The sequence below is a fragment of the Halomonas salinarum genome, from assembly GCF_012062845.1.
Taxonomy (GTDB): Bacteria; Pseudomonadota; Gammaproteobacteria; order Pseudomonadales; family Halomonadaceae; genus Onishia; species Onishia salinarum.
Genome location: NZ_WWNB01000008.1, coordinates 36,320 through 60,159 on the forward strand (window position 1 = coordinate 36,320; position 23,840 = coordinate 60,159).

Sequence of the window (23,840 nt, forward strand, 5' to 3'; positions counted from 1 at the left end):
TCGAGCCGATACCATCAGTCTGGAATAATACGCCGATGACACGTCATTTTAATTTTTGTGCGGGGCCGGCGGCACTGCCGACCGCCGTGCTCGAAAGGGCTCGCGAAGAGCTGCTGGACTACCATGGTCGCGGTCTCTCGGTGATGGAGATGAGCCATCGTAGCGACGAATTCGTGGCCATTGCCGAGCAGACCGAAGCCGATGTGCGTGAGCTGCTGGCGGTGCCCGATAACTATCGGGTGCTGTTTCTGCAGGGCGGTGCCTCCATGCAGTTCGCCATGCTGCCTTATAACCTGCTGGGTCAGGGCGGTACCCCCAACTATCTCTACACAGGGATATGGGGCAAGAAGGCCATTGCCGAGTCGCGTCACCTGTCTGGGGCCCATGTGGCGGCCTCCAGTGAGGCCAATGACCTGACCGCCGTGCCGCGCCAGGATGACATTGTGCTCTCGAGCGATGCCGCTTACCTGCACTATACGAGTAACGAGACCATCGGTGGCCTCGAATTCGACTATGTGCCCGAGGGGCGCCTGGCCGATGGCAGCCGCGTGCCCGTGGTCTGCGATATGTCCTCGTCGATCCTGTCCGGTCCCATAGATGTTTCACGCTTCGGCATCATCTATGCCGGTGCACAGAAGAATATCGGCCCGGCCGGTCTGACGCTTGTGATCGTGCGTGATGATCTGCTGGAGCGTGCGCGTCCCGAGACGCCGACCATGTTCAACTACAAGGTCATGGCCGAGAACGCTTCGATGTACAACACGCCGCCAACCTACAGCTGGTATCTGTCAGGCCTGGTGTTCCAGTGGCTGAAGCACGAAATTGGCGGGCTCGAAGCGATGGATGCACTCAATGACCGCAAGGCGGCCAAGCTCTACGCCGCCATCGATCAAAGCGAGATGTATTCCAATCCCATTGCGCTGGCCAACCGCTCGCGGATGAATGTGCCTTTCGTCTTGGCCGATGATCGCCTCGACAAGGCTTTCCTGACCGAAGCCGAAGAGGCCGGTCTGCTCAATCTCAAGGGTCACCGTAGTGTGGGTGGCATGCGCGCGAGTCTCTATAACGCAGTGCCCGAAGCCGGGGTCGATGCCCTGGTGGATTTCATGACCGACTTCGAGCGTCGGCGCGGCTAGTGTCGCAGCGGGCGGCACCGCCTGAGTCATCGCGCTCGGCGTTGGCCGCACCATTGTCGAATCAGGGGTTTAGTGTAGGGGAAATCGAATGAGTGACACCCCCATCGATCTCGATGCGCTACGCCAGCGCATCGATGGCCTGGATGGTGAGATCCTTCGTCTGATCAGTGAACGCGCCCAGTGCGCGAGTCAGGTCGCCAAGGTAAAGACCAGCTCCGACCCGGATACGGTTTTCTACCGGCCCGAGCGTGAGGCGCAGGTGTTGCGGCGTATCATGACGCTCAATCAAGGCCCGCTGGATGCCGAGGAAATGGCGCGCCTTTTCCGCGAGATCATGTCGGCCTGCCTGGCACTCGAGCAGCCAGTCAAGGTGTCTTACCTGGGGCCCGAGGGCACCTTTACCCAGCAAGCTGCCCTCAAGCACTTCGGTGAAAGTGCTATCAGCCTGCCCATGGCGGCCATTGATGAAGTGTTCCGAGAGGTCGAGGCGGGCGCCGTGAACTATGGCGTGGTGCCGGTGGAGAACTCCACCGAGGGCGTGGTCAACCACACTCTCGATTCCTTCATGGACTCCTCCATGCGCATCTGTGGCGAGGTGGTGTTGCGCATTCATCACCACTTGCTGGTATCGAGTAATACACGCCGTGACAAGGTCTCGCGTATTTATTCCCATCCGCAGTCCTTCGCACAGTGTCGCAAGTGGCTGGACGCCCATTATCCGCATGCCGAGCGAGTGCCCGTCTCCTCCAACGCCGAAGCAGCCAAGCTGGTCAAGACCGAGTGGCACAGTGCGGCGATTGCCGGCGATATGGCCGCCAAGCTTTATGGGCTCGACAAGATCGCCGAGACGGTCGAGGACCGCCCGGACAACTCGACGCGTTTCCTGATCATTGGTAATCAGGACGTGCCGGCCTCCGGCGAGGACAAGACGTCCATCGTGGTCGCGATGCGCAACCAACCTGGCGCTCTGCATGACCTGTTGGAACCCTTCCACCGGCATAAGATCGATTTGACTCGCCTCGAGACACGGCCCTCGCGCTCCGGAGTCTGGAACTATGTGTTCTTCATCGATTTCCGGGGCCATCGTGACAACGCGCAGGTAGCGGCCGTGCTCGAGGAAGTGCAGCTGCGTTGCGCCGAGCTCAAGGTGCTCGGCTCCTATCCGGTGGGTGTACTCTGATCATGACGGCGCCTTCCGAGCCTCAGGCGGCGATGGCAGCTGAGGCGGGTAACGATGTGACCGGGCCAGGTGAGTCTCAACTATTGATCGTTGGGCTCGGGCTGATCGGTGGTTCATTGGCGGCGGCACTCAAGGCTGGCGGTTTTTCCGGCCGCATCCTTGCCTGTGATCGAAACCCCGACGAAATCGCTCGCGGTATCGAGATGGGCATCATCGACGCTGGCGATACCGAGCTCGCCAATGTGCTGCCCGGCAGTACGTTGGTGGTGCTGGCGGTGCCGGTGCTGGCAATGGATGCGGTCATGCAGTCCCTTAAGGCAGGGCTTGCAACGGCCGATACCGCCGTGGTGATCACCGATGTGGGCAGCACCAAGGCGGCGATTCGCGAGGCCGCGGAACGCGCCTTCGGTACGCTGCCGGCCAACTTTGTGCTGGGCCACCCCATTGCCGGCTCCGAGAAGAGCGGCGTCGCTGCCTCCAATCCCCGGCTATATCATCAGCACAAGGTCATTCTGACGCCTGACGAGAACACGGCGCCCCTCGCGCTTTCCCGGGTTCGAGCGCTCTGGCAGTTCTGTGGCGCTACGGTGCTCGAGATGCCGATAGCGCGCCACGACCAGGTCCTGGCGCGGACCAGCCATCTACCCCATCTGTTGGCCTTTTCGCTGGTGGATACCCTGGCGCGTCAGGATGAGCGGTTGGAAATTTTTCGCTATGCCGCCGGCGGCTTTCGAGATTTCACGCGGATCGCCGGCAGTGATCCGGTGATGTGGCGTGACATCTTTACGGCCAATAGCGAGGCGGTGCTCCAGGCACTCGATGATTTCGAGGGCGGCGTAGCGCGGCTTCGCCGAGCCGTGGAGGAGGGCGATGGTGATGCCATGCTGGGCATCCTCGATCGTGCCAGCCATGCGCGGCAATATTTCGATACGCTGTTAAACCAGACCAGTTATCAGGCGGGTTATCAGACCATGCAAGACAATTCCATGCGCTACCGGGTCACTCCCGGTGGCAGTGTCGACGGACGCATTCGCGTGCCGGGTGACAAGTCCGTGTCGCATCGTTCCATCATGCTCGGTGCGCTCGCCGAAGGGGTAACCGAGGTCAAGGGCTTCCTCGAGGGTGAAGACAGCCTGGCGACGTTGCAGGCCTTCCGCGAGATGGGCGTTGCCATCGAGGGGCCGCACCAGGGGCGGGTGACCATTCATGGTGTGGGCATGCACGGCCTCAAGGCGCCGGCGGGACCGATTTATGTGGGCAATTCCGGCACGGCCATGCGGCTTTTTACCGGTTTGCTGGCCGGCCAGGCCTTCGATAGCGAGCTGACTGGCGATGCCTCACTGACCAAGCGGCCAATGGATCGAGTGGCTGATCCGCTTCGTCTGATGGGCGCGACAATCGACACCGCCGAAGGGGGGCGTCCGCCGCTGAAGATTCATGGTGGTCAGGCGCTTAAGGGCATTGATTACGACATGCCCATGGCCAGTGCCCAGGTCAAATCCTGCCTGCTGCTGGCGGGCATGTATGCCGAGGGCGAGACGCGGGTCAAGGAGCCAGCGCCGACCCGTGATCACACCGAGCGCATGCTCAATGGCTTTGGCTATCCGGTCGAGCGTGAGGGTGATACCGCTTGGCTGAATGGCGGTGGTTCACTGACTGCGGGGCCCATTGACGTACCCTCCGATATTTCCTCGGCGACCTTCTTTCTGGTGGCCGCGGCGATCACACCGGGTGCCGATCTCACCCTTGAGCATGTCGGCATCAACCCGACCCGTATCGGGGTCATCAACATCCTCAAGCTGATGGGGGCCAATCTTGAGCTCTCGAATCAGCATGAGGTCGGCGGGGAGCCGGTCGCAGACATTCGGGTGCGTTATTCACCGCTCTCGGGCATCGACATTCCCGTCGATCAGGTGCCGCTGGCTATCGATGAGTTTCCGGCACTGTTCATAGCGGCCGCCAACGCCAGTGGCAAGACACGCTTGCGCGGCGCTGAAGAGTTAAGGGTCAAGGAATCCGATCGTATCAAGGCCATGGCCGATGGTCTGGATCTGCTTGGCGTCGAGAACACCGTGGTGGCTGATGGCATCGATATCATCGGCTGCGATGATGGTACTGGCACGCCGAATTATGGTGGTGGCCACGTCGATAGCCTCGGTGATCATCGCATCGCCATGGCCTTCACGGTGGCCGGTCTGCGCGCAAGCGACGAGATTCTGATCGATGATTGCGCCAACGTGGCCACGTCCTTTCCGGGCTTCGTTCAGCTGGCCTGTCGCGTGGGCCTTACGGTCAGTCCGGAAGCGGTCGCTAGTGAACAGCAGGAGGATGCATGAGCGATGCCGATGCCCCCGTGCTGACCATCGATGGGCCTGGTGGGGCCGGCAAGGGCACCATCAGTCGCCTGATTGCCGAGCGACTGGACTGGCACCTGCTGGATAGTGGGGCACTCTATCGTCTGACCGCGCTGGCGGCGCTCCGGCATGAGGTTCGTACCGACGACGAAGAGGCTCTCGAGGCGCTTGCCGCCGAGCTGGACGTGGTCTTTGTGCCCTTTGATGGTGGCAGCCGGGTGTTGCTGGAAGGTGATGACGTCAGCCAGGAAATCCGTACCGAACAGGCCGGTGACCGAGCCTCTCAGGTAGCGGCCTTGCCACGGGTTCGCCAGGCGCTGCTGCGCCGTCAGCGTGATTTCCAGAAGGCCCCTGGCCTGGTGGCGGATGGCCGCGACATGGGCACCGTGGTGTTCCCTGAGGCACCGCTCAAGGTCTTTCTGACCGCGAGTGCCGAGGAAAGAGCTCAGCGGCGCTATCTCCAGTTGCGGGAAGCGGGGCAGGATGCTAGTCTACCGAGTCTTTTAAAGGAGATTCAGGCCCGCGATGCGCGAGACATGCAGCGCAGCGTTGCCCCTCTCGAGCCGGCGGACGATGCCATCGAGCTGGACACCACGAGCCTGACAATTCCGGAAGTGGTGGAACGGGTGACGGTTCTCCTTGCCCAACGCGGCATTTCTTGAGCGTCTAACGATCCATTACGGGCTGCGGGATGATGTAACGACATGGGACGGACAACACACACTGAAAGTCCGCTCAGGTCTAACCAGCGCTAACATCCCCGGAGCATATTGCAGTAGGCCCGCACTCGCTGGTGGTGCGGAGAAGGCGGTAAGCCGCCATTCAACGTTGATCACGTAGGAACATCATGAGCGAAAGCTTTGCTGACTTGTTTGAACAGTCTCTCCAAGACATCAACATGGAGCCGGGCGCCATTGTCATGGCGACCGTCGTCGACATTGAAGGTGACTGGATCACCGTCAATGCCGGTCTGAAATCCGAAGGCCAGATCCCGTCCGCGCAGTTCCGCGACGACAACGGTGAGCTGACCATCGGTGTGGGCGACGAAGTCAAGGTCGCACTGGAAGCCGTGGAAGACGGTTTCGGCGAAACCCGTCTGTCCCGCGAGAAAGCCAAGCGCGCCGAGGCGTGGAAAGAGCTGGAAGCAGCCTTCGAGAAGGATGAGATCGTCAAGGGCGTGATCAACGGTAAGGTCAAGGGCGGCTTCACCGTCGACGTGGCTTCCATCCGTGCCTTCCTGCCGGGTTCGCTGGTCGACGTTCGCCCGGTGCGCGACACTGCGCACCTCGAGCACAAAGAGCTGGACTTCAAGGTCATCAAGCTTGATCCCAAGCGCAACAATGTGGTGGTTTCTCGCCGTGCCGTTCTCGAAGCCGAGAACAGCGCCGAGCGTGAAGCACTGCTGGCTACCCTGCAGGAAGGCCAGCAGATCAAGGGTATCGTCAAGAACCTGACCGACTACGGTGCCTTCGTGGACCTCGGTGGCGTCGACGGCCTGCTGCACATCACCGACATGGCCTGGAAGCGTATCAAGCATCCGTCCGAGATCGTTGCCGTCGGCGACGAGATCAATGTCAAGGTGCTGAAGTTTGACCGTGAGCGTAACCGTGTATCCCTGGGTCTCAAGCAGCTGGGCGAAGATCCCTGGGTCAATATCAAGGGTCGCTACCCGGAAAACACCAAGGTCACCGCTCGGGTTACCAACCTCACCGACTACGGCTGCTTCGCCGAGCTCGAAGAGGGTGTCGAGGGTCTGGTCCACGTGTCTGAAATGGACTGGACCAACAAGAACATCCATCCGTCCAAAGTCGTCCAGGTTGGCGACGATGTCGACGTGATGGTCTTGGATATCGACGAAGAGCGTCGTCGTATCTCCCTGGGTATCAAGCAGTGCACCACCAACCCGTGGGAAGACTTCAGCGCGCGCTTCAACAAGGGCGACCGCGTTTCTGGCAGCATCAAGTCCATCACCGACTTCGGCATCTTCATCGGCCTGGATGGCGGTATCGATGGTCTGGTGCACCTGTCAGACATCTCCTGGTCAGAGACAGGCGAAGAAGCCGTGCGCAACTTCAAGAAGGGCGACGAAGTTGAAGCCGTCATCCTGTCTATCGATCCGGAACGTGAGCGCATCTCGCTGGGCATCAAGCAACTGGACAGCGATCCGGTTGCTGAGTACCTTGCCGTCAACGACAAGGGCTCGGTTGTGACCGGTCGTGTCGTCGAAGTCGATGCCAAGGAAGCACACGTTGAGCTGGCAACGGATGTTGTGGCCGTGCTCAAGGCGTCCGAGATCAGCGCTGACCGTGTTGAAGACGCGCGTAATGTCCTGAATGAAGGCGACAGCGTCGAAGCTCGCATCGTGAGCGTAGACCGCAAGAGCCGCTTGATTAACTTGTCCATCAAGGCCAAGGATCAGGACGATACCCGTAAAAACATGGGTCGCCTGCGCGAGCAGCAAGAGACCGAGTCTACACCGACCACCATCGGTGACTTGATCAAGCAGCAGATGGGTCAGGACTAAGTCCTGCCCGGACATCTCGGCTTGCCGAGGTGCCCTGATTGCTTGAACAAAAACGCCGCCCTTCGGGGCGGCGTTTTTCGTTTCTGAGCGTCAGGTTTTATGGATTCATTTCAGTTGCCAGTAACTCTATAAGCAACTCTCCAAGCAGTTCTCCACGCAGTTCTCCACGCAGTTCTCCAAGCGGCTATCCCAGCAACCATCTCAACAACTCTCTCAGCAACTCTCTGCGTGGCTAGTTTTAAGCCAGGCTCCATCACTTCGCGTCACAATCCAGCGCTCTCATTCAGCCGGTAACGGGTGGTGGGCACTCAAGAACCACTCCTTCATGGTGGTCGTAATCAGGCGCATCTCGTCGTCAAGCGTGACATAGGCCGGCATCGTGTAAAGCCAGCGGCCGAAGCTGCGCAGCCAGACGCCACGCTCGCGCGCGAATGCCTGTACGTCCTCCAGGCTTGTCGCGTCGTGTACTTCGATCACTGCCGTGGCACCGAGGACGCGCACGTCTCTCACGGCCGGATGTGCCTTGAGATCGGTATCCTCGACCAGCTCCTGGCGTAGGATGGCGTTCAGTGAGGCGATCTTGTCCAGATAGTTTTCTTCTTCGAAGACGGCCAGGCTCTCAAGGGCGACGCGGCAAGCGAGAGGGTTGCCCATGAAAGTGGGGCCGTGCATGAAGGCATGATGAGGATCTTCGCTCAAGAAGGCGTCAAAGACCTCGTCAGTGGCGAGAGTTGCTGCATGCCCCAGGTAACCACCGGTTAGCCCTTTGGAGAGCACCATGATGTCTGGCGTGACATTGGCATGCTCGGCGGCGAACATCTTGCCGGTCCGTCCAAAGCCGGTGGCGACTTCGTCGAAGATCAGCAGCACGCCGAACTCATCGCATAGCGCTCGTGCTGCCTCGACATAATAAGGCGAGGTCATGTTGAGCCCGCCGGCAGCCTGCAGTAGAGGCTCCATGAGCAGCCCGGCAATTTCATGGTGGTGGGCTTCGAGCACATCACGTAAGCCCTGTATATCGGCTTCTACCTCGTCTTTTGTGGCATCGAAGGGGGCGGTGGGTGCTGGAGCAAAATGGTGCGTGGGTAGAAAACCGGAAAACAGTGAGTGCATGCCTTCCTCGGGATCACATACCGCCATGCAGCCGGCCGTATCGCCATGATAGGCCTTCATTAGTGACAGCATGCGGTATTTGCCCGGGCGGCCGCGCTGTACCTGATACTGCACAGCCATCTTCATGGCGACTTCCATCCCGACAGAACCACTGTCCGAAAAAAAGACATGATTGAGTCCAGGTGGCGTGACTCGCACCAGCGCCTTTGAAAGCAGGTCTGCCGGTTCATGCGTCAATCCGCCAAGCATCACGTGGCAAAGCGTGTCGGCTTGCTGCTGGATCGCTGAGACTAGCCTGGGATGAGCATAACCATGAATCATGCACCACCAGGAGCAAGTGGCATCCAGTAGTTGCTCCCCGCTCTCAAGAGTGAAGTGTGCTCCTTTACCGCCTATTACTTTAAGGGCGGCGGCTTGAGTCTGCATCTGGGCATAGGGGTGCCAAAGCGAGTGGCTCATGGGGTTCCTCTTTGTTAACCTACTATTTTGGAGAGGTTAACAGATGAGGCCGTTCCCAGCCATGCCCAGTGCTCATCCATGAGGCATTGTGGAAAAAACTTTAATAGAGGTAATGTGTTCGACACTAATATTGTCGTTTTAAAAGAAAACGATTAAACTCCCCTTAAAGTCAGATACACATCTGCTTGCGAAATCAGCAATCCCGTTGCGATAAACCAGTAGCATATAAGGAATGACCATGTCCCTGCTCAATGACTACATGCAGAAAGAACAGATGCTCAAGCAGCTCACTGATGAGCTACAGAAGATGGAAAACGACAACCGTCTGAAATCCGAGCTTGAGTTCAAGGAAAAGCTTGAAGCACTGATGAAAGAGTACGGCAAGAGTGCAGCCGATGTGATCGATCTGGTCGATCCCAAGGCTGCTTCGCGCGCCTCCGGCTCCAAGACTGAGTCCACCGGCGGCCGCCGCAAGCGCAAGCTGAAGATTTACAAGAACCCGAATACCGGTGAGGTCGTCGAAACTCGCGGCGGCAACCAGAAGACACTCAAGGCCTGGAAAGACGAGTACGGCAGCGAAACCGTCGAGTCCTGGTTGGTCCGCGTGGAAGAGTGATTTAGCCTCTTTCTCGGAAACCGCCTCCGGCTTTTGCCGGGGGCGGTTTTTTTGTTTTTATAGATGCCGCTTCACTCCAGGGTTGAGGTCAAGAGCTCTATTCCATGTGTTTGCAAGGGTTGTCGCTAATTAGCAACACTTGACGTGAAGAAGTAATGGCCAGTAGCTGCTTTTTATCCATATAAATAATGGGGTTAATAGTGCCATGCCTTATCAGATCCCTCATTGATATTGGGCGCCCTGTAGCAAGCATCAGTAGGCTTCGATAAGAGTGGCATGTGAGGCGTGGAAGTCTGAGCAGGGGCTTGAGCAGGGTCCGCACAACCGGTATTTCGGCACATGTTGTGATCTTGGCGGTGGTGCCGAAAAGTTGTCGAACACAGGAAGTCTTGGTCGGCAACCTAACGGTAACGATAGACCCTAAGGCTTGGCAGGAAGCATGTCTCTTCGAGACGCTCGTCGCTTCGTTTGGCCCGTGTTCGCTTCTCCTGCGGTTTCGGCAGGGGGGTATTATGATGGGGCAAGCGTCCATCTGCGCTGGGAATGAAGAGCGGTAATGCGACGTTCATGGCCCGGCGCTCGCGTCCATCGGCGAGGGGTTCGGCGAAGAAAAGATTGGCTCGCATCAGTGGTGCCTGCTTCTGCACTTGAGCCAGGGGTTCACTATCCGGGATGCCAGCGAGGTGCTTGAGCTGAATGCGGATATGCGGCGAATCAACATCGAGTGCCTGCAGCTTTTTCTCGGCTTCTCGAACGCTAAGCTTCTTGATTGAGCGGCCGCTGGAATACCAGGCCAGTCGCACGCGTGAGAGTGGCGCATTCGCGACCGGTAAGGTACGCCAGCATTGTTTGAGATGAAGCCTGGCGAGCCCCTGGCCCGTCAGGTGGGCATGCAGAGTAGGGTGTCGGAACGGTAATACCGCCTTGATCTCAGGGATCAGATCAGCCGCATGCTCGCGAATCTCCGCCAGAATGTTAGCGAAGTCTTCCTTGGCGGCATTGACCTTGGCCACATGCTCAAGCATGAGCTCGTCTGCGGCGATCAGGCCAATATAGCTGCGGGTGGTGCGACCGTCCTGCCCATCCTGGTACCAGAAGTCCAACAGGGCTGACCGGAGCCAGTCGGCATCGGGGGTAGGGTGGTGCAGCGCCCAGGCTTCAGCGCCATGTTGGTGGCCTTGCTCACGGTTCTGTTCGCGATAGTGATCCACCAATGCCTCGATGCGATCGATGATCGTGTCAAAGGCAGCTTCAAGCTCGGCCAGCAGGCGATATTGCAACTGCTGGGCCTGCTGTCTTGCCTGGTACTTGCGATAGTCATCCTGCATGGCGCTGGTTCGTTATTCCTGGCCGCGTTCGGCGCGCATGATCATCTCATCGATGTCGGTCTCATCCATGGCAGGCTCGCCGGCAATGCGATGCGACTCATCGGCCCAGGCACCCAGGTCAAGCAGCTTGCAGCGCTTCGAGCAGAAGGGACGATGCAGGTTATCCTCGATCCAGGCTACCTTCTTGCGACACTGCGGGCAGGCGACTTCCAGAGGGCGAGAGGTGTTTTCTTGGCTCATGTGAGTCCCATACAGGCGAATGTTGGCGTCAGGATGCCCAAACCTTGCGGGCAAGGCAATCCAGACGTGTCGAGCGTGTAGTTAAGAGAGTAGTTAAGAGAGTACTTAAGAGAGTACTTAAGAGAGTAGTCGAGCACGTATCAGTCGAACTCGACGAGACGACGATAGAGCGTGTCGAGCTTCGCCACTTGATGGGCGAGAGCGTCGGCGTCTTGGCTATTGTCGATGACATCATCGGCTTTCGCCAGGCGCTGCTCCCGGGGCATTTGTGCGGCGATAATGGAACGAGCCTGTTCTTCATCGACGCCATCGCGGCTGGCGGTTCGGCTGATCTGGAGCGCTTTGGGTATATCGATGACCAGGCAGCGGTCAACCAGGCGATACTGGTCTGACTCGAACAGGAGCGGCGACACCAGCAGATGATAGGGGGCATCCGTCGCCGCCATGCGAGCCAGGTGGGCTTCGAGCCGCTCTCGTATGCGGGGATGGGTGACCGATTCCAGCCATGCCCGCTCGGCGTTATCGGCGAAGACGATCTTGCGCAGGGCTCGGCGATCCAGATGGCCATCGGCGGTCAGGACGTCATGGCCGAAGTGCTCGGCGATCTCGGCGAGGGCGGGCTCCCCCGGTTCCACTACCTCACGGGCGACATCATCGGCATCGATCCAGTCGATGCCGTGGACAGCGAAGGCCCGTGCGACGGTCGATTTTCCTGACGCAATGCCGCCTGTGACGCCTATCGTCAGACTCATGATATCAGCCCCTGATAAGCGGCCTGCAGCGGGGGACCCGCCAGCAGTGTGATCCAGCCGGCCATCGCCAGGAACGGGCCGAAGGGCATCGGGGCGCCGCGCAGCCGCGGTACCGCGAGTTGTACGAGAATACCCACCAGGGCGCCTACGCCGGCCGAGAGAATCAGCATCATGGGCAGAGCCTGCCAGCCGAGCCAGGCACCCAGCGCCGCCAGCAGCTTGAAGTCGCCATAGCCCATGCCTTCCTTGCCGGTGACAAGCTTGAAGAGCCAGTAAAAGCTCCATAGCGACAAGTAACCGGCCATGGCACCGATGACGGCTGAATGAAGCATCAGCGGTTGGAAGAGCAGTTGGTAACCAAGCCCGATCCAGAGCAGCGGCAAGGTGATGATGTCCGGCAGTAGCTGAGTACGAAAATCGATGACCGCGAGCACCAGCAGGCTAAGGCAAGCGCCCACCAGGAAGGCACTCTGCAGGCTCGCGCCGTGAATCGCGATGACGGCCACGATCAGCGCCATGCCTGCGATTTCGATCAGCGGGTATTGCAGGCTAATGTGCTGTTGGCAGTTCGCGCATTTTCCCCGACGTTTGATGTAACCGATCAGCGGAATATTGTCGTGCCAGGCGATGGGGGTCTTGCAGGCCGGGCACTGCGACGCTGGGGTGATCAAGTTGAAGGTGTCGGTCGATTCTTCATCAAGCTCAAGTGCTTCTCGGGCTTCACCACGCCAGCTTTGCATCAGCATGACCGGCAGCCGGGTGATCACTACGTTCAGGAAACTGCCCAGGCACAGGCCGAGCACAATAACCAGCGGCCAGAAAAGAGAGGGCGGTAAATCGGCAAGCAAAGGTGACTCCTGGGCTATACATGTTCAAGAAAAAACGTTGGATGCTCGCGTGCCCAAACGGGCTTGTCAGCAACAGGCGTGCCGGATTGGGATCAGAGGACGCTGCCCAGTTCGAATATTGGCAGGTACATGGAGACGACCAGACCACCGACCAGCACACCGAGCACCACAATGATAAAGGGCTCGAGCAGTGAGGTCAGGGCATCGACCTTGTTATCGACTTCTTCTTCATAATAGTCCGCCACCCGGTTGAGCATCGCATCTAGCGAACCGGCTTCCTCGCCGATGCCGACCATCTGCACGGCAAGGGGCGGAAACTGCTCCGTCAGCCTCATCGCAAAGTGCAGCTGCTGGCCGGTCGAGACATCATCGCGGACCTGCAATACCGCGCGCTCGTACACCTTGTTGCCCGAGGCGCCCGCGGCGGTCTCGAGCGCCTCGACCAGCGGCACGCCGGCCGCGAAGGTGGTAGCAAGCGTGCTCGAATAGCGTGACACCGATGACTTATCGAGGATATCGCCGATCACCGGGATCCTTAGCGCCAGCGCATGCATTCGATAGGCGAAAGCCTCGGAGCGCTTCATCCCCTGGCGGATAAGCATGATGCTGGCAACGATCAGACCGATTCCCACTAGCCAGTATTGCTGAGCAAACTCGGACATGGCGATGGTCATGCGTGTCATCGCGGGGAGCTCGGCGCCGAAGCCTTGGAACATGCTCTCGAACTGCGGAACCACCTTGATCAGCAGCAATGCCGTGACGCCAATCCCCACCCCGATGACGGCAACCGGATAGTAGAGCGCTTTCTTGACGCGACCTTTGAGTGACTCGATCTTTTCCTTGTAGGCGGCCACTTTCTCAAGCATATGGTCGAGAGAGCCCGATTGCTCGCCGGCCTCGATCATGTTGGTAAACAGACGATCGAAGTGTCGCGGATGTTTGCGCAGTGCATCCGAGAAGCTGGTGCCCGCCGCCACATCATTCATGAGCTCTTGCACCAGGCCACTCATGGCCGGGTTCTTGAGGCTTTCCGCCACCACCGAGAAGGCCTGTAGCATCGGCACGCCGGCTTTGATCATGGTGGCCATCTGGCGGGCGAACACCATGATGTCGCGTGGCTTGATCTTGCCCATGCCGCCGCCAAGGCTACTCTTGCGGCGAATGCTGTTGACCAGAATGCTCTGGTTCCTGAGCTGCAGCTCGACCTCGCTTTTTTCTCTGGCGACGATCTCGCCCGATACCTTGCGTCCGCTAGGGCCCTTGCCCGTCCACTTGAAGCGTTGCAGTTTCGCTTGTTTGGGTGCCTTGGAATGTCGCGCCATGGGCCGTCCTGTAAGGTGATGAAAAGGCCGTGGGGGTGATGATCAATAGCGTCATGCAGTGGCGTCAATCTCGAATGATGCGATTGATCTCTTCGAGGCTGGTCATTCCCTGCATGACCTTGAGCAGACCGCTGCGCCGCAGATCGGGGTGTCCCTCGTTACGGGCTTGTTGGTCGAGCTCAATGGCATTGCCATTGCGCATGATCAGCTGACTCATGGATTCGCTGATGGGCACGACTTCATAGATGCCCACGCGCCCCTTGTAGCCCAGCGTGCAATGCCGACAACCGACAGGATGGTAGATGGTGGCCTGCTGAATTTCCTGGTCATTGAAGCCTTCTTCTTTCAGGGTCTCGACCGGCAGGTTGGAGGCTTCCTTGCAATGCTGACATAACCGGCGCGCCAGACGCTGCGCGATGATAAGCGACACCGAGCTTGCGATGTTGAACGGGGCGATGCCCATGTTCGACAGGCGGGTCAGGGTCTCGGCGGCTGAGTTGGTGTGCACCGTGGATAGCACCAGGTGGCCGGTCTGAGAGGCCTTGACGGCGATCTCGGCGGTTTCCAGGTCGCGAATCTCGCCGACCATGACCACATCAGGGTCCTGGCGCAGGAAGGCGCGCAAGGCGCTGGCGAAGTTCAAGCCAATCTTTGGCAGCACATTGACCTGGTTGACCCCTGGCACCTTGATCTCGACCGGATCCTCCGCGGTTGAGATATTGCGCTCACCGGTGTTGATGATGTTGATGCCGGTATACAGCGATACCGTCTTGCCGCTGCCGGTGGGGCCTGTGACCAGGATCATGCCCTGAGGGTCTGACAATGCCTGTTCGTACATCTCTCGCTGCGGCGGGGTGAAGCCCAGTGAGTCGATCCCCATCTGTGCCGTGGTCGGGTCGAGAATACGCAGCACCAGTTTCTCGCCGTATACCGTGGGCAAAGAGCTGACACGAAAATCGATGGAGCGCTGCTTGGAGAGCTTCAGCTTGATGGCGCCGTCCTGAGGCAAACGGCGCTCGGAGATATCCAGCCGTGACATGACCTTGAGGCGTGCAGCAATGCGGGTGCGCATGCCAAAGGGCGGGCGCGCCGCCTCGACCAATATGCCGTCAATGCGCAGGCGAATCCGGTAGCTGGTTTCGTAGGGTTCGAAGTGAATGTCTGACGCACCGCGGCGTATCGCATCCAGCAGCACCTTGTTGACGAACTTGACCACGGGCGCATCATCACTGCCGGCAGTAATGGCCTGGTCGTCTTCGGCGCTATGCTCCTCGTATTCGAGTCCCTCTAGGTGGTCACTGGCATCATCCAGGCCCTCAAAGATACCGGCATTTTCATGGTGGCTGAGATAGCTCTCAAGAACGGGGCCGAGTTGGTCGACTGGCGCGAGTACGCCTTCGACCGTGAGGTTGGTAGCGAACTGCAGCTCATCCAGAAGCGCGAGCGTAGACGGGTAGGGCACGGCTACCGTCAGGCGGTGTTCGCTGCGATACAGCGGGAGGACCGTGAGTTTGCGGAGAATTTTCTCCGGCATTTCCTGCGGGGGGGGAAGGCTATCGAGCCGCAGGGCATCCAGGTCCAGCAATGGCAAGCCATATTCCCACGCCGCCGAGAAAGCCGCCTGACGAGCTGGCACCAAATCGTGTTCAACCACATGTCGCATCAAGGAGATGTCTTCTTCCTCCGCCTCCTTGATGGCCCGTATGGCCGCTGCCTCTGTCATCTGGCCATCGTTGACTAAACGCAGGGCCAGGCCACGTAGGTGCGAGGTGGCGCTAGAATCATTGTTGGCTGAGCCTTGATTGGCCCCACCGGGCGGCGGTGATTCGTGCATAGGCCCTCCTGTTTGGATTCGCTGGCGACGACAAAGATGCAACTCATTCTATCTGGTTAGGCAGTGGTTAGGCAGTGGTTGGGAACTGCCTAGGGTGGCAACGGCATTTTTGCATGGCTCAGACGGTAGTGCGCCACGCCATAAAGGCAGGATCGCGTGGCAAAAATCTCGCAAGATGTTCATTTCATTGCCTTGCCCTCGTCACTTGGCTGGCTTACTGTGGGCAACAGTGAAGTGGTTGGGTGCAACATGCTGATGATGTTAAGTATTAGCGTTTACCGCCAAGCTACCGCCACGCTACTTATAGCGCTAGTATCATGTACTGAGGCGAGTCTGCGAGATTGAAAATTGCAGTCGGGCAGACATGAAATAGCAATATCGTCCTCCGGGGCAGTCAAGCAAGGGGTGAAGCATGAAACAACAGGGCATGAAACGCATTAAGGGTATGCAGTCTGGTCAGGGTGGTTTTACCCTGATTGAGCTGCTGATCGTTGTTGCGATTATTGGTGTTTTGGCGGCTATTGCGATTCCGCAGTATCAGGATTACATAGCACGATCAAATGCTTCTGCGGCATACCAAGAGGCTGCAGGATATAAAACTCCTGTTGAGATTGCTGTGCTCGAGGGTGCAGATATTCCTGGTGAAGTTAAAGGGTATTCTGGTTCTGGCTCTCCGACGATCACAGCTGCCTCTGGGGAAGATGGAGTTACAATCGTCTCGACAAAAGGTACCGGCGATAACCAAGCAGTTGTAACACTGGAGCGAAGTACTGCTGATTCAGGTTGGTCCTGCACCTATACACTTACTGCAAGTTACGACGGTTTGAATAATTGTGCAAAGCAGTGATTAGGCTATTGAATAGGCCTCTATTTTTCCACTAGACCTGAATTGATCGGCGGCCGGCAGAAATGTCGGCCGCTGGTTTTTTGGTGTTAGCACTTTGGTAATTGTAGGGTCCCCGATGATCGAATCGCCTATAGAGGTTATCCTCTGCTAGCCGCCAGAGCGTTTCTTCAGCAATTCATTCGGGAGCAGGTTCATGGACATCAAGCTGCATCAACAAGCGACAACCCTGAATTCAAGCAATAAGTGCAGCACCTGCCGTTTTCAGGGCTCCTGAATATTCCCCCAGGAATACCTGCGCCGGTGTCCGATAACCGAGCTGTATTCGGGCGGTCATTCAGCTTCTCGACCACCTTGCGCAGCTTGGCATCGGTGACCTATCGAAAGTCCGTTCCCTTGGGGAAGTACTGCCGTATCAGTCCATTGGTATTCTCATTGGTCCCACGCTGCCCGGAGCAGTAGGGATTACAGAAGTAGGTGGTGGCGGTTACTGCCCTGGCCACAGCGTCATGGCCAGCGAACTCCGAGCCATTGCCATTATCTATCTAGAGTGATGGTCTTTACCGCGCCACGACGACGTTTCAGCAGCCGGATCATCGCCGTCTGCGTCAGCTCCGATGAGACGCTGGGCAGGCAGGCTGACAGTAAATAGCCACTGCGCCGCTCTACCAATGTCACCAGACCCGATTACACGGTGTCACCCTCCCAGTGGCCATGTCATTTCAATATACCACTACCCGATCTCGCCCATTGGCCTTGGCACGATAAAGTGCCTCGTCGGCACGTGCGTAGAGCACATCGAAGTCATAGTCGCCTACATCATGAGTGGTGGTCAGGCCCACACTGGCGGTGATCGTGATGGTGCCACCGTCATGGGGAATTTCCATTTTGCCGATGCCCCGATGCAGCCTTTCGCAGAACTCGAAAGCGCCTTGGGCGTCGGTATCCGGCATCAGCAGGCAGAATTCTTCCCCTCCTATGCGAGCCACAACATCAGACTTTCGCATTAGATGTTTCAGTGTCTGCGCGAGTTGCTTTAGTACCAGGTCCCCGAGGGGATGCCCGTACTGATCATTGATGTGTTTGAAATGATCGATATCAATGATGGCGAGACTGACAGGTGCTCCGGAGCGCCTGCCAAGCGTCAGGGTCTGTCTTGCCTTGCTTGTGGCCGCTCGCCGATTGTCCAGTCCCGTCAAGTCGTCTGTCACCGACAGGTGCTCCAGCGCGCTCTGTTGGCCCAGGATCTTCTCGATGGCGATCAGCAGCCCAATGATGACAACCAAGACCAAGGCGCCCAGGGCGATGATGATCTTCGTCATGACTGACATGATTTTCTGCTGCTCTGACGCGCCCCGCATCATCAGCGTGTGTAGCTCGCTGTAGATGTAGGCAAGACTGTATTCGATTTCTTCCGTCAGGTTCTGAAGCGGCACAAGTTTCTCAGAATCCTCAAGTACATCCTGAGCGTTGGCTTGTGCCTGCTTGAGTAGCTTGTCCAGCCGTGCAAACTCAGTAGTGATCTGTTGGGTATCGCGCGGTGTCAGTTGGCTCCGCTGCAGGTATTGCTCGATTGTCGTCTGGCGGCTATCGATAATCCATAGCGCTTGCAGCAACTGTTGTTGATGCAGCGGTTTAGGGGCATCGAGCAAGTTGATGCTGGAATGGAGCAGGGTTTCACCATCGTGCTGGGCCCTCACGATCTCATTTGAGAACGAGATGTAATCGGCGTCCATCTGCTGTTGGGCATAGTTGGCATAGAAGGTGAGTGCGGTGACCGCCAAACCAGACGACAACAGAAACACCGCCGACATCAGCAATCGACGGCGGCGGCGTTGCATACTGGCCCAGGCCTTGCGGATTGCCATGGCTTTCAGCCCGCATCAATCGTTGCCAGACCCCAGATCCATTTGTCTAACGGTTCCTCGCCTTTTAGAACGGCCTCTGCATCTTCGGGTACCACCACCAGCAGTGGACCAAGCTGGCTTCGCGGAACGGGTGCGCCGTCGAAGCGAGTGACGAGCAGGTAGGCCTTTTCCTTAAGCTGTGCCTGCTTGAGGAATACGGAGTAGTTATCGACGGCAATCAGCCTAAGCCTTGAGGCGGCGTCCAGCTCATAGGCCTTGAGGAAATCCGAGAGCAATACGCCACTGTAGACACCTTCCGGTCCTTCAGGGTGTTGCATGGAGGTATCATGCAACGGCAGCTGCTCGATGTCGGCCAGAGAGAGGCGCTGTTGCTGGTCGGCTGCCTTGATGGTGAGGATGGGCGTTGTGTCCTCGGAAGGGGGGATTTCACTGGAAGAGAGTTCGGCTGCCTGCAGACAAGAGCTAAAGATCACGCCGGCTAGCAGACAGGCCTGCCAGAGGCCTTTACGGATGGGAGGTGTGACTGTTCGATTTCCCATGGCGGGAAATGCACCTGTTAAGAACGCACTAAGCATTGTCTTGACCTTCCCTGTGGTATTGCTGCCTTGCGGAATGCGCCGTTGTCGCCGATGGCTTGCGCCGTTTTTCAAGCGGTACCCGTATCGGAGGGGCTGCGCCCCCATTGCCCTAGTTACTGATTGTTACTTTAGACGAGATGTATGCAGCTGTGAACATCGCGAGGGGCGGCATGACCTCTTGCGATCAGGGGGTTGCTGATGACGTGATGAATGTCATTCAGCAACTATTTCGACACCCTTTATTTCAGTATGTTCTGCTTTAGATTTATCTTCATGAAGGGGCTTCATGGTCAGTACGATTCATGTCAGTACATTGCCTGGTCTTCACTGACGACTTCCTTGAGCAGCTCCAGGTATAGCTTGTCGGCCTCTGAGTGCTCACTGGGGTCTTCCGGAATATGCACGCTGGTTGTGTCGGATATGTCATTGGCGATACGGGCCATGATCTTGGCATCCGAGCCTTCGGCCAAATGCTTTCGAGCGACCACCAGAGATTGCTCGAGAATCTTGGGGTCCTGCAGCAGTTTCTTGATAAATCCGCGTAGCTCATTGATCACTCGAGTCTTTTGGATTTCAGATGCGGACATGTGCAGCTCCTCTGAGGGTGAGGCTTTGAAGGTAACGGTACCGAGCTAGCTGTCTGGCACGGCGATGGCGTGACCATAGCATATCGGCTCTGGTGCCGGTGAGCTCTACAGTAAGGTAACGGGCGATCAGGTGCATCATGTCGTATTTTACTGGCATACAAAGTCAGGGAGCGCCAAGTATGACCTCCAAGGGAGGTGCCTTGGCGTCCTACTCGGGGTAAGCGTCAGCCTTCTATCTTGATGACGGGGCCTGTCACGCCATCCATCCCCAATTTGAAGAGCATATGACGTTCCTCTGGCGTGTTTACCGATTCGGCGATGGCCAGGATGCCCAGTGAGTGGCTGAGTGTGGCCATGCCGCGCAGCAGTGCCTGCTGGGAGGGCTGTTGATCAATGTCCCGAGTTAACGACGCATCAAACTTGAGGTAGTGAAGGCCACTGTCCTGCAGGTCGGCCAAGCGGGTAAATTGCTGCCCGACATGTTCAAGACCGATACGGCAGCCAAAGTGGCGCAATTTTTGGCATAAGGATTTAAAATCAGCGAGCTGATGGACAGCCACTTCCTCGGGTAACTCCAGCCATAGGTTCTTGGCCGCATGCGGGTGAGCCACTAGCAGTGCGTGAAGCTGTTGCTGAAAGCCAGGGCTTGCGAGTGCCTTGGCCGAAACGTTGAGCGCTAGAGCGGTATCATCGACCTCCATTACCTCAAGAGCAGAACGAATGCTGGAGATATCCAGCATCTCTTCGATTTCAAACCGCGACACCCACCCCAGGTAGGCACCTGCAGGCTGCCACTCGTCGCCCAGCCAGAGCCTTGATGGGCACTCGAAGTGCAGCAGACGGTCATCAGCATCTACAACAGGATAGCGAGCCAGCATTACGCCATGTTCCAAGGCCGTTTCCAGGGCGTCGTGCCACTCTGCATGACTGGTATACAGCAAGTGATGTTCTGTTTGGTCGGCTACGCAAATGGTTCTGCCGCCATGTAGCTCCGCCTTCGCAAGCTCGCCATCCAGCTGGCTAAGCAGAGCATCGCGGCGTTCGTGGCGTGAGAAGCCAACAATGCCGATGGGGAGGCTAAGCAGAACGGGTTGTCGGTCGGCAATCGGATGCAGACGCTCTCTGAGCTGGTTGGCGAGGTCTTCTGGTGAAAGATCGTCCGGTAGCAGGATGGCAAAATCGCTGCCGTTAAGCCGGCCCACCTGGCTACCTGGATGCTCAAGGGCCAGCAGATGCATCGCAGATGCCAAGTCGTGCAGGAAACGATCCGTCTCAGGCCGGCCCAGCCCATCATTGAGAGTCTCCAGGTCATAAACACGCACCAGCGCTAAACAGCCATGATGAAATTCGGTATCGCTATCCAGGGCATTTTGGAGACGCGTCATGAAGTAGGCGCGATTGGCAATGCCGGTAGCTTCATCCTGCTGGAGTTTGCGTCTCAGATCTTCCAGCTGGCCACTTTCGCGGGTCAGCATATCTCTGACGCTGCCGGATAGCCGGTTCATGGCTGCAACGACATCGCGAAGTTCCTGCGTCTTTGGCTCCGGTGAAATCGTGAAGCGGCGGTTGCCAATGTCGTTGGCTTGATCAATAACGGCCGTAAGAGGGCGTCTAATGCGGCGCACGATTAGCCAGGCAATCAAGGCGCTGACAAGGGCGGCAAAGGCGAACCAGGAAACGAGTTGCTGGCTGCTTTCCCAGAGAGAGCGATAGGCGTAGCTATGCTGGCTTTCAAGCGTCAAGGTGCCATATTGGCGCCAACCGTCCTGCACGACGGCTTGGCCGGCTGGAACATCCATGCTGGCCAAATCCACAAACCAGGCCGGTATATCCTCAATGAAGGGAGGGGCTTCACGGCGCATGATGAGATCGCCATTCGGGGCACGCAACTCGATCAGCTGGTAGTGCCCTGTATCGAATTGGGCAGCCATCAGCAGTTCGATGCTGACGGGGTCCTTGTCGAGCTGGCTCATGGACAGCGCCAAGGCATTGGCATTGTCCTCATTCTTGATGCGTATTTCCTGCTCGATGTAGTCCTGAGTGGTCGATAGACCGACTAACAGGCTGCCACCGAAGGCGAGGAGCAGTACGGCCGCGATGGCCAACCATAGCTGTTTGATCAGAGACATATTGAACTCTCCCTGTGCCGCCCATCGGCTATGCTTGCGATCATCATAGGAATCCTTGCTCCTGCATTCTGGCCAGCACGTTGCGCCAGCGCGATAGGCGCTGGACGGGGTCGGCGCGGGAGCGGTTGGAGCCCCCTGCCCAAAGGCCGTCGCTGTTGAAACTAAATACGGGGGTCAAGTCCAGTCGTTTGCTGGCAGGCCGAATACTTTCTACCAAGTTGTCGAGTACCAGGGGCTCGGCGCCTGGCAGGCGGTAGTACCCCAACACCATGTGAGCCTGGGAAAGCCCGCCACGCCCCATGCTTGCACGTACATAGATCAGTCTTAACCGTTCAATGGGAATGCCCAACTGCATGAGGCTTATATATTTGGCGATCGTGAAGTCCTCGCAATCGCCGGCGCCTTTTCCCAGCGTCTCCAGCGGTGTGGCCCAGTAATCTTCCTGCTGCCAGATGGCCCGATCATCCAGCCAGCGGATGCGCTGATTGAAGAAATCGTTGACGCCCGATAGTTGCTCAGCGACCCCCAGTGGCTGCAGGCGATCGATCAATGCCAACCAGGCATTTAACGACGCGACGCCATCGTCGCCATAGCGGGATTGCATGATCCGGCGCAGCCGAGGCTGGTCAAGAGTGGCACTGACAGGAAAGGCCAGTCCCAGGCAGGCGCCTGCCAGCACGGCTCCCAACCCCATCAGCAGACGGCGGCGCTGAGGTTGGAAGGCGGGACTGGCAACGGGTCGATTCATCGACGATTCTCTGCCCGAAGGGCCTGAAGAGGGGGAGGTTAAGGCCCAATGAACATATCAGGCCTTGCCCGGCCCCTGCCAGATTCGCAGGCGGCCGATCCAGGGCAGGCGAGCGGCATGCAGGCGCAGGGTCTCGGCAGCCTCATCTAGGCTGGTCTCGGACGTCAATTGCTGAACGTAGAGGGAGACGTCGATGTGTTGGTCCAGGTAGTGCAGGTCCAGGGTAAGACGAGACTCCCAGGCAGGGAGGCCAGACCAGGCCGTGGCAAGCTCGGCTTCGACTTCCTCACGAAGGGGCAGCAAATGCAGTGGATCCTGCGGGGGGGCATCCTGATCGTCCTCAGGATCGATATGGAAGGTGATATCGTTAAGGCTTGGAAACGCCTGGTACAGCTGACGACAGACCTCGTTGCCGACCTCATGAGCCTCCGAGACGGTTACCCGGGGGCGCACCACCACATGCAAGTCGAGTAACACTTTCCCCCCGACGGTGCGCGTGCGCAGATCGTGGACGCCCCGCACGCCAGGAACCAGACAAGCCGTTTCATGCATGCGTTGTTGTTCGGCCTCGGGGAGGGCGGTGTCAATGAGCTCCTGGCTTGCTTCCCACAACAGCTCGCCCCCGATCTTGCCAACCAGGGCGGCGACCACTACCGCGGCTACACCATCCAGCCAGCCGGCCCCGAATTGGGCGCCGAGCAGGCCGATCAGCACCACCACGGTGGAAAGGGCATCCGAGCGGGAGTGCCAGGCATTGGCCTCCAGGAGCTTGGAGCCGACCTTCTTGGCGACCTTGAGGGTATAGCGAAAGATCCATTCTTTGGCGAATAGTGCCAGTACCGCGATACCGATCGCCCAGGGGCCCGGTGCCAGGACCGGCGTACCGGAGAACAACCGCTCCAGGCTGCCCCAGGCAATCGCACCGGCGACGAAGATCAGGATGCTGCCCAGCCACAGTGTTGCCAGGGTCTCGATGCGGCCGTGACCATAGGGGTGGCCTCTATCGGGTGCCTGGCGGCCAAAGTGAGTCGCACCGATCACGAAGAGGTCGGTGAGGATATCCGAGAAGGAATGAATGCCATCGGCGACCAGCGCCGCCGAGCCGACCAATAAACCAGCGACCAGCTTGAACACGCCTGCCACAAAGTCAATCGCCGCCCCGATCAGCGTGACTCGGTGTGCCGCTCGGGTGTCGGCGGCATGCTGGTCGGTAGAGGGGCTTTGAGCGTTCATATGGCCCATGGGACGGTCTCCTCACGCGAAGGGCCGCTTTGGGCTGGCCCATGTCAAGCCAAGGAGCTGCCGCTTTCGGGGGCCGGCGAGCTTCTTGGCTGATTGAGTACTTGATTGAGCACTTGATTGAGTACTGACGACGCTTCC

The 23,840-nt window shown here is 58.2% G+C and carries 20 protein-coding genes and 1 pseudogene; 7 read left to right on the plus strand and 14 right to left on the minus strand.

Annotated features, from left to right (window positions below; all coding sequences use genetic code 11):
* Positions 1-35: 35 nt before the first annotated feature.
* The 5 genes from serC to rpsA all read left to right on the plus strand — a co-directional run bounded on the left by serC (position 36) and on the right by rpsA (position 7,194).
* Positions 36-1,136 (plus strand): 3-phosphoserine/phosphohydroxythreonine transaminase, encoded by a 1,101-nt coding sequence (gene serC, locus HF027_RS07690; RefSeq protein WP_168014441.1) that lies wholly within the window; start codon positions 36-38, stop codon positions 1,134-1,136.
* Positions 1,137-1,224: 88 nt separating this feature from the next.
* Positions 1,225-2,316, plus strand: coding sequence for a prephenate dehydratase (gene pheA / locus HF027_RS07695; RefSeq protein WP_168014443.1), 1,092 nt, complete (start codon positions 1,225-1,227; stop codon positions 2,314-2,316).
* A 32-nt stretch (positions 2,317-2,348) separates the two neighbouring features.
* Positions 2,349-4,652 carry a bifunctional prephenate dehydrogenase/3-phosphoshikimate 1-carboxyvinyltransferase gene (locus tag HF027_RS07700; protein WP_168014560.1) on the plus strand — a complete coding sequence of 768 codons (2,304 nt, stop codon included), beginning with the start codon at positions 2,349-2,351 and terminating at the stop codon, positions 4,650-4,652.
* On the plus strand, positions 4,649-5,332 hold the full coding sequence (gene cmk, locus HF027_RS07705; RefSeq protein WP_168014448.1) for a (d)CMP kinase: 684 nt from the start codon (positions 4,649-4,651) through the stop codon (positions 5,330-5,332). The genes HF027_RS07700 and cmk overlap by 4 nt, the downstream gene beginning before the upstream one ends.
* Before the next feature lie 185 nt (positions 5,333-5,517).
* Positions 5,518-7,194 carry a 30S ribosomal protein S1 gene (gene rpsA / locus HF027_RS07710; RefSeq protein WP_168014450.1) on the plus strand — a complete coding sequence of 559 codons (1,677 nt, stop codon included), beginning with the start codon at positions 5,518-5,520 and terminating at the stop codon, positions 7,192-7,194.
* 279 nt (positions 7,195-7,473) lie between these two features.
* Here the strand turns inward: rpsA and bioA are convergent, their stop codons facing one another.
* Positions 7,474-8,766 carry an adenosylmethionine--8-amino-7-oxononanoate transaminase gene (bioA, locus tag HF027_RS07715; RefSeq protein ID WP_168014452.1) on the minus strand — a complete coding sequence of 431 codons (1,293 nt, stop codon included), beginning with the start codon at positions 8,764-8,766 and terminating at the stop codon, positions 7,474-7,476.
* 238 nt (positions 8,767-9,004) lie between these two features.
* Here bioA and HF027_RS07720 point away from each other — a divergent pair, with 238 nt between their 5' ends.
* Positions 9,005-9,382 carry a histone-like nucleoid-structuring protein, MvaT/MvaU family gene (locus tag HF027_RS07720; protein WP_168014454.1) on the plus strand — a complete coding sequence of 126 codons (378 nt, stop codon included), beginning with the start codon at positions 9,005-9,007 and terminating at the stop codon, positions 9,380-9,382.
* 401 nt (positions 9,383-9,783) lie between these two features.
* On the opposite strand, the gene HF027_RS07725 is transcribed toward HF027_RS07720, so the two are convergent.
* The 6 genes from HF027_RS07725 to pilB all read right to left on the minus strand — a co-directional run bounded on the left by HF027_RS07725 (position 9,784) and on the right by pilB (position 15,706).
* A complete protein-coding gene (locus HF027_RS07725; RefSeq protein ID WP_168014456.1) occupies positions 9,784-10,710 on the minus strand; it encodes a DNA replication terminus site-binding protein in 927 nt (308 codons plus the stop codon).
* Between the two features lie 12 nt (positions 10,711-10,722).
* A complete protein-coding gene (gene yacG / locus HF027_RS07730; RefSeq protein WP_168014458.1) occupies positions 10,723-10,950 on the minus strand; it encodes a DNA gyrase inhibitor YacG in 228 nt (75 codons plus the stop codon).
* A 140-nt stretch (positions 10,951-11,090) separates the two neighbouring features.
* Positions 11,091-11,702 (minus strand): dephospho-CoA kinase, encoded by a 612-nt coding sequence (coaE, locus tag HF027_RS07735; RefSeq protein WP_168014460.1) that lies wholly within the window; start codon positions 11,700-11,702, stop codon positions 11,091-11,093.
* Positions 11,699-12,550, minus strand: coding sequence for a prepilin peptidase (locus HF027_RS07740; protein WP_168014462.1), 852 nt, complete (start codon positions 12,548-12,550; stop codon positions 11,699-11,701). Before HF027_RS07740 ends, coaE begins: the two co-directional genes overlap by 4 nt.
* A 92-nt stretch (positions 12,551-12,642) precedes the next feature.
* Entirely contained in the window at positions 12,643-13,872 is a 1,230-nt protein-coding gene (locus tag HF027_RS07745) for a type II secretion system F family protein (protein ID WP_168014463.1), read from the minus strand.
* Between the two features lie 64 nt (positions 13,873-13,936).
* Positions 13,937-15,706: a type IV-A pilus assembly ATPase PilB gene (gene pilB, locus HF027_RS07750; RefSeq protein ID WP_168014464.1), complete on the minus strand. Its 1,770-nt coding sequence runs from the start codon at positions 15,704-15,706 to the stop codon at positions 13,937-13,939.
* A 412-nt stretch (positions 15,707-16,118) separates the two neighbouring features.
* On the opposite strand from pilB, the gene HF027_RS07755 reads away from it, so the two are divergent.
* Positions 16,119-16,553, plus strand: coding sequence for a pilin (locus HF027_RS07755; protein ID WP_425338671.1), 435 nt, complete (start codon positions 16,119-16,121; stop codon positions 16,551-16,553).
* A 232-nt stretch (positions 16,554-16,785) separates the two neighbouring features.
* Here HF027_RS07755 and HF027_RS15865 read toward each other — a convergent pair.
* The 7 genes and pseudogenes from HF027_RS15865 to HF027_RS07790 form a co-directional block, all read right to left on the minus strand.
* A pseudogene (locus tag HF027_RS15865) lies at positions 16,786-17,264 on the minus strand (IS30 family transposase); the annotation flags it as partial.
* A gap of 8 nt (positions 17,265-17,272) precedes the next feature.
* Positions 17,273-18,418, minus strand: a complete 1,146-nt coding sequence (locus HF027_RS07765) for a GGDEF domain-containing protein (protein ID WP_168014466.1) — start codon at positions 18,416-18,418, stop codon at positions 17,273-17,275.
* Between the two features lie 5 nt (positions 18,419-18,423).
* The gene (locus tag HF027_RS07770) at positions 18,424-19,068 is read right to left on the minus strand and encodes a hypothetical protein (RefSeq protein WP_168014467.1); all 645 of its coding nucleotides are present in this window, start codon (positions 19,066-19,068) and stop codon (positions 18,424-18,426) included.
* Positions 19,069-19,301: 233 nt separating this feature from the next.
* Positions 19,302-19,583: a hypothetical protein gene (locus HF027_RS07775; RefSeq protein ID WP_168014468.1), complete on the minus strand. Its 282-nt coding sequence runs from the start codon at positions 19,581-19,583 to the stop codon at positions 19,302-19,304.
* Positions 19,584-19,807: 224 nt separating this feature from the next.
* Positions 19,808-21,712, minus strand: coding sequence for a bifunctional diguanylate cyclase/phosphodiesterase (locus tag HF027_RS07780; protein ID WP_168014469.1), 1,905 nt, complete (start codon positions 21,710-21,712; stop codon positions 19,808-19,810).
* 43 nt (positions 21,713-21,755) lie between these two features.
* Positions 21,756-22,460 carry a transglutaminase-like cysteine peptidase gene (locus HF027_RS07785; protein ID WP_168014470.1) on the minus strand — a complete coding sequence of 235 codons (705 nt, stop codon included), beginning with the start codon at positions 22,458-22,460 and terminating at the stop codon, positions 21,756-21,758.
* A gap of 57 nt (positions 22,461-22,517) precedes the next feature.
* A complete protein-coding gene (locus HF027_RS07790; RefSeq protein WP_245184590.1) occupies positions 22,518-23,702 on the minus strand; it encodes a cation diffusion facilitator family transporter in 1,185 nt (394 codons plus the stop codon).
* Positions 23,703-23,840 lie beyond the last annotated feature (138 nt).

Bases quoted from the DNA above. Each gene is read 5' to 3' on its own strand.
- HF027_RS07720 (WP_168014454.1), top strand. From the start codon at position 9,005: ATGTCCCTGCTCAATGACTACATGCAGAAAGAACAGATGCTCAAGCAG.
- bioA (WP_168014452.1), bottom strand. From the start codon at position 8,766: ATGAGCCACTCGCTTTGGCACCCCTATGCCCAGATGCAGACTCAAGCC.
- serC (WP_168014441.1), top strand. From the start codon at position 36: ATGACACGTCATTTTAATTTTTGTGCGGGGCCGGCGGCACTGCCGACC.
- HF027_RS07785 (WP_168014470.1), bottom strand. From the start codon at position 22,460: ATGAATCGACCCGTTGCCAGTCCCGCCTTCCAACCTCAGCGCCGCCGT.
- HF027_RS07745 (WP_168014463.1), bottom strand. From the start codon at position 13,872: ATGGCGCGACATTCCAAGGCACCCAAACAAGCGAAACTGCAACGCTTC.
- HF027_RS07700 (WP_168014560.1), top strand. From the start codon at position 2,349: ATGGCAGCTGAGGCGGGTAACGATGTGACCGGGCCAGGTGAGTCTCAA.
- pheA (WP_168014443.1), top strand. From the start codon at position 1,225: ATGAGTGACACCCCCATCGATCTCGATGCGCTACGCCAGCGCATCGAT.
- yacG (WP_168014458.1), bottom strand. From the start codon at position 10,950: ATGAGCCAAGAAAACACCTCTCGCCCTCTGGAAGTCGCCTGCCCGCAG.
- cmk (WP_168014448.1), top strand. From the start codon at position 4,649: ATGAGCGATGCCGATGCCCCCGTGCTGACCATCGATGGGCCTGGTGGG.
- HF027_RS07790 (WP_245184590.1), bottom strand. From the start codon at position 23,702: ATGGGCCATATGAACGCTCAAAGCCCCTCTACCGACCAGCATGCCGCC.
- HF027_RS07765 (WP_168014466.1), bottom strand. From the start codon at position 18,418: ATGGCAATCCGCAAGGCCTGGGCCAGTATGCAACGCCGCCGCCGTCGA.
- rpsA (WP_168014450.1), top strand. From the start codon at position 5,518: ATGAGCGAAAGCTTTGCTGACTTGTTTGAACAGTCTCTCCAAGACATC.
- coaE (WP_168014460.1), bottom strand. From the start codon at position 11,702: ATGAGTCTGACGATAGGCGTCACAGGCGGCATTGCGTCAGGAAAATCG.
- pilB (WP_168014464.1), bottom strand. From the start codon at position 15,706: ATGCACGAATCACCGCCGCCCGGTGGGGCCAATCAAGGCTCAGCCAAC.
- HF027_RS07775 (WP_168014468.1), bottom strand. From the start codon at position 19,583: ATGTCCGCATCTGAAATCCAAAAGACTCGAGTGATCAATGAGCTACGC.
- HF027_RS07755 (WP_425338671.1), top strand. From the start codon at position 16,119: ATGAAACAACAGGGCATGAAACGCATTAAGGGTATGCAGTCTGGTCAG.
- HF027_RS07780 (WP_168014469.1), bottom strand. From the start codon at position 21,712: ATGTCTCTGATCAAACAGCTATGGTTGGCCATCGCGGCCGTACTGCTC.
- HF027_RS07725 (WP_168014456.1), bottom strand. From the start codon at position 10,710: ATGCAGGATGACTATCGCAAGTACCAGGCAAGACAGCAGGCCCAGCAG.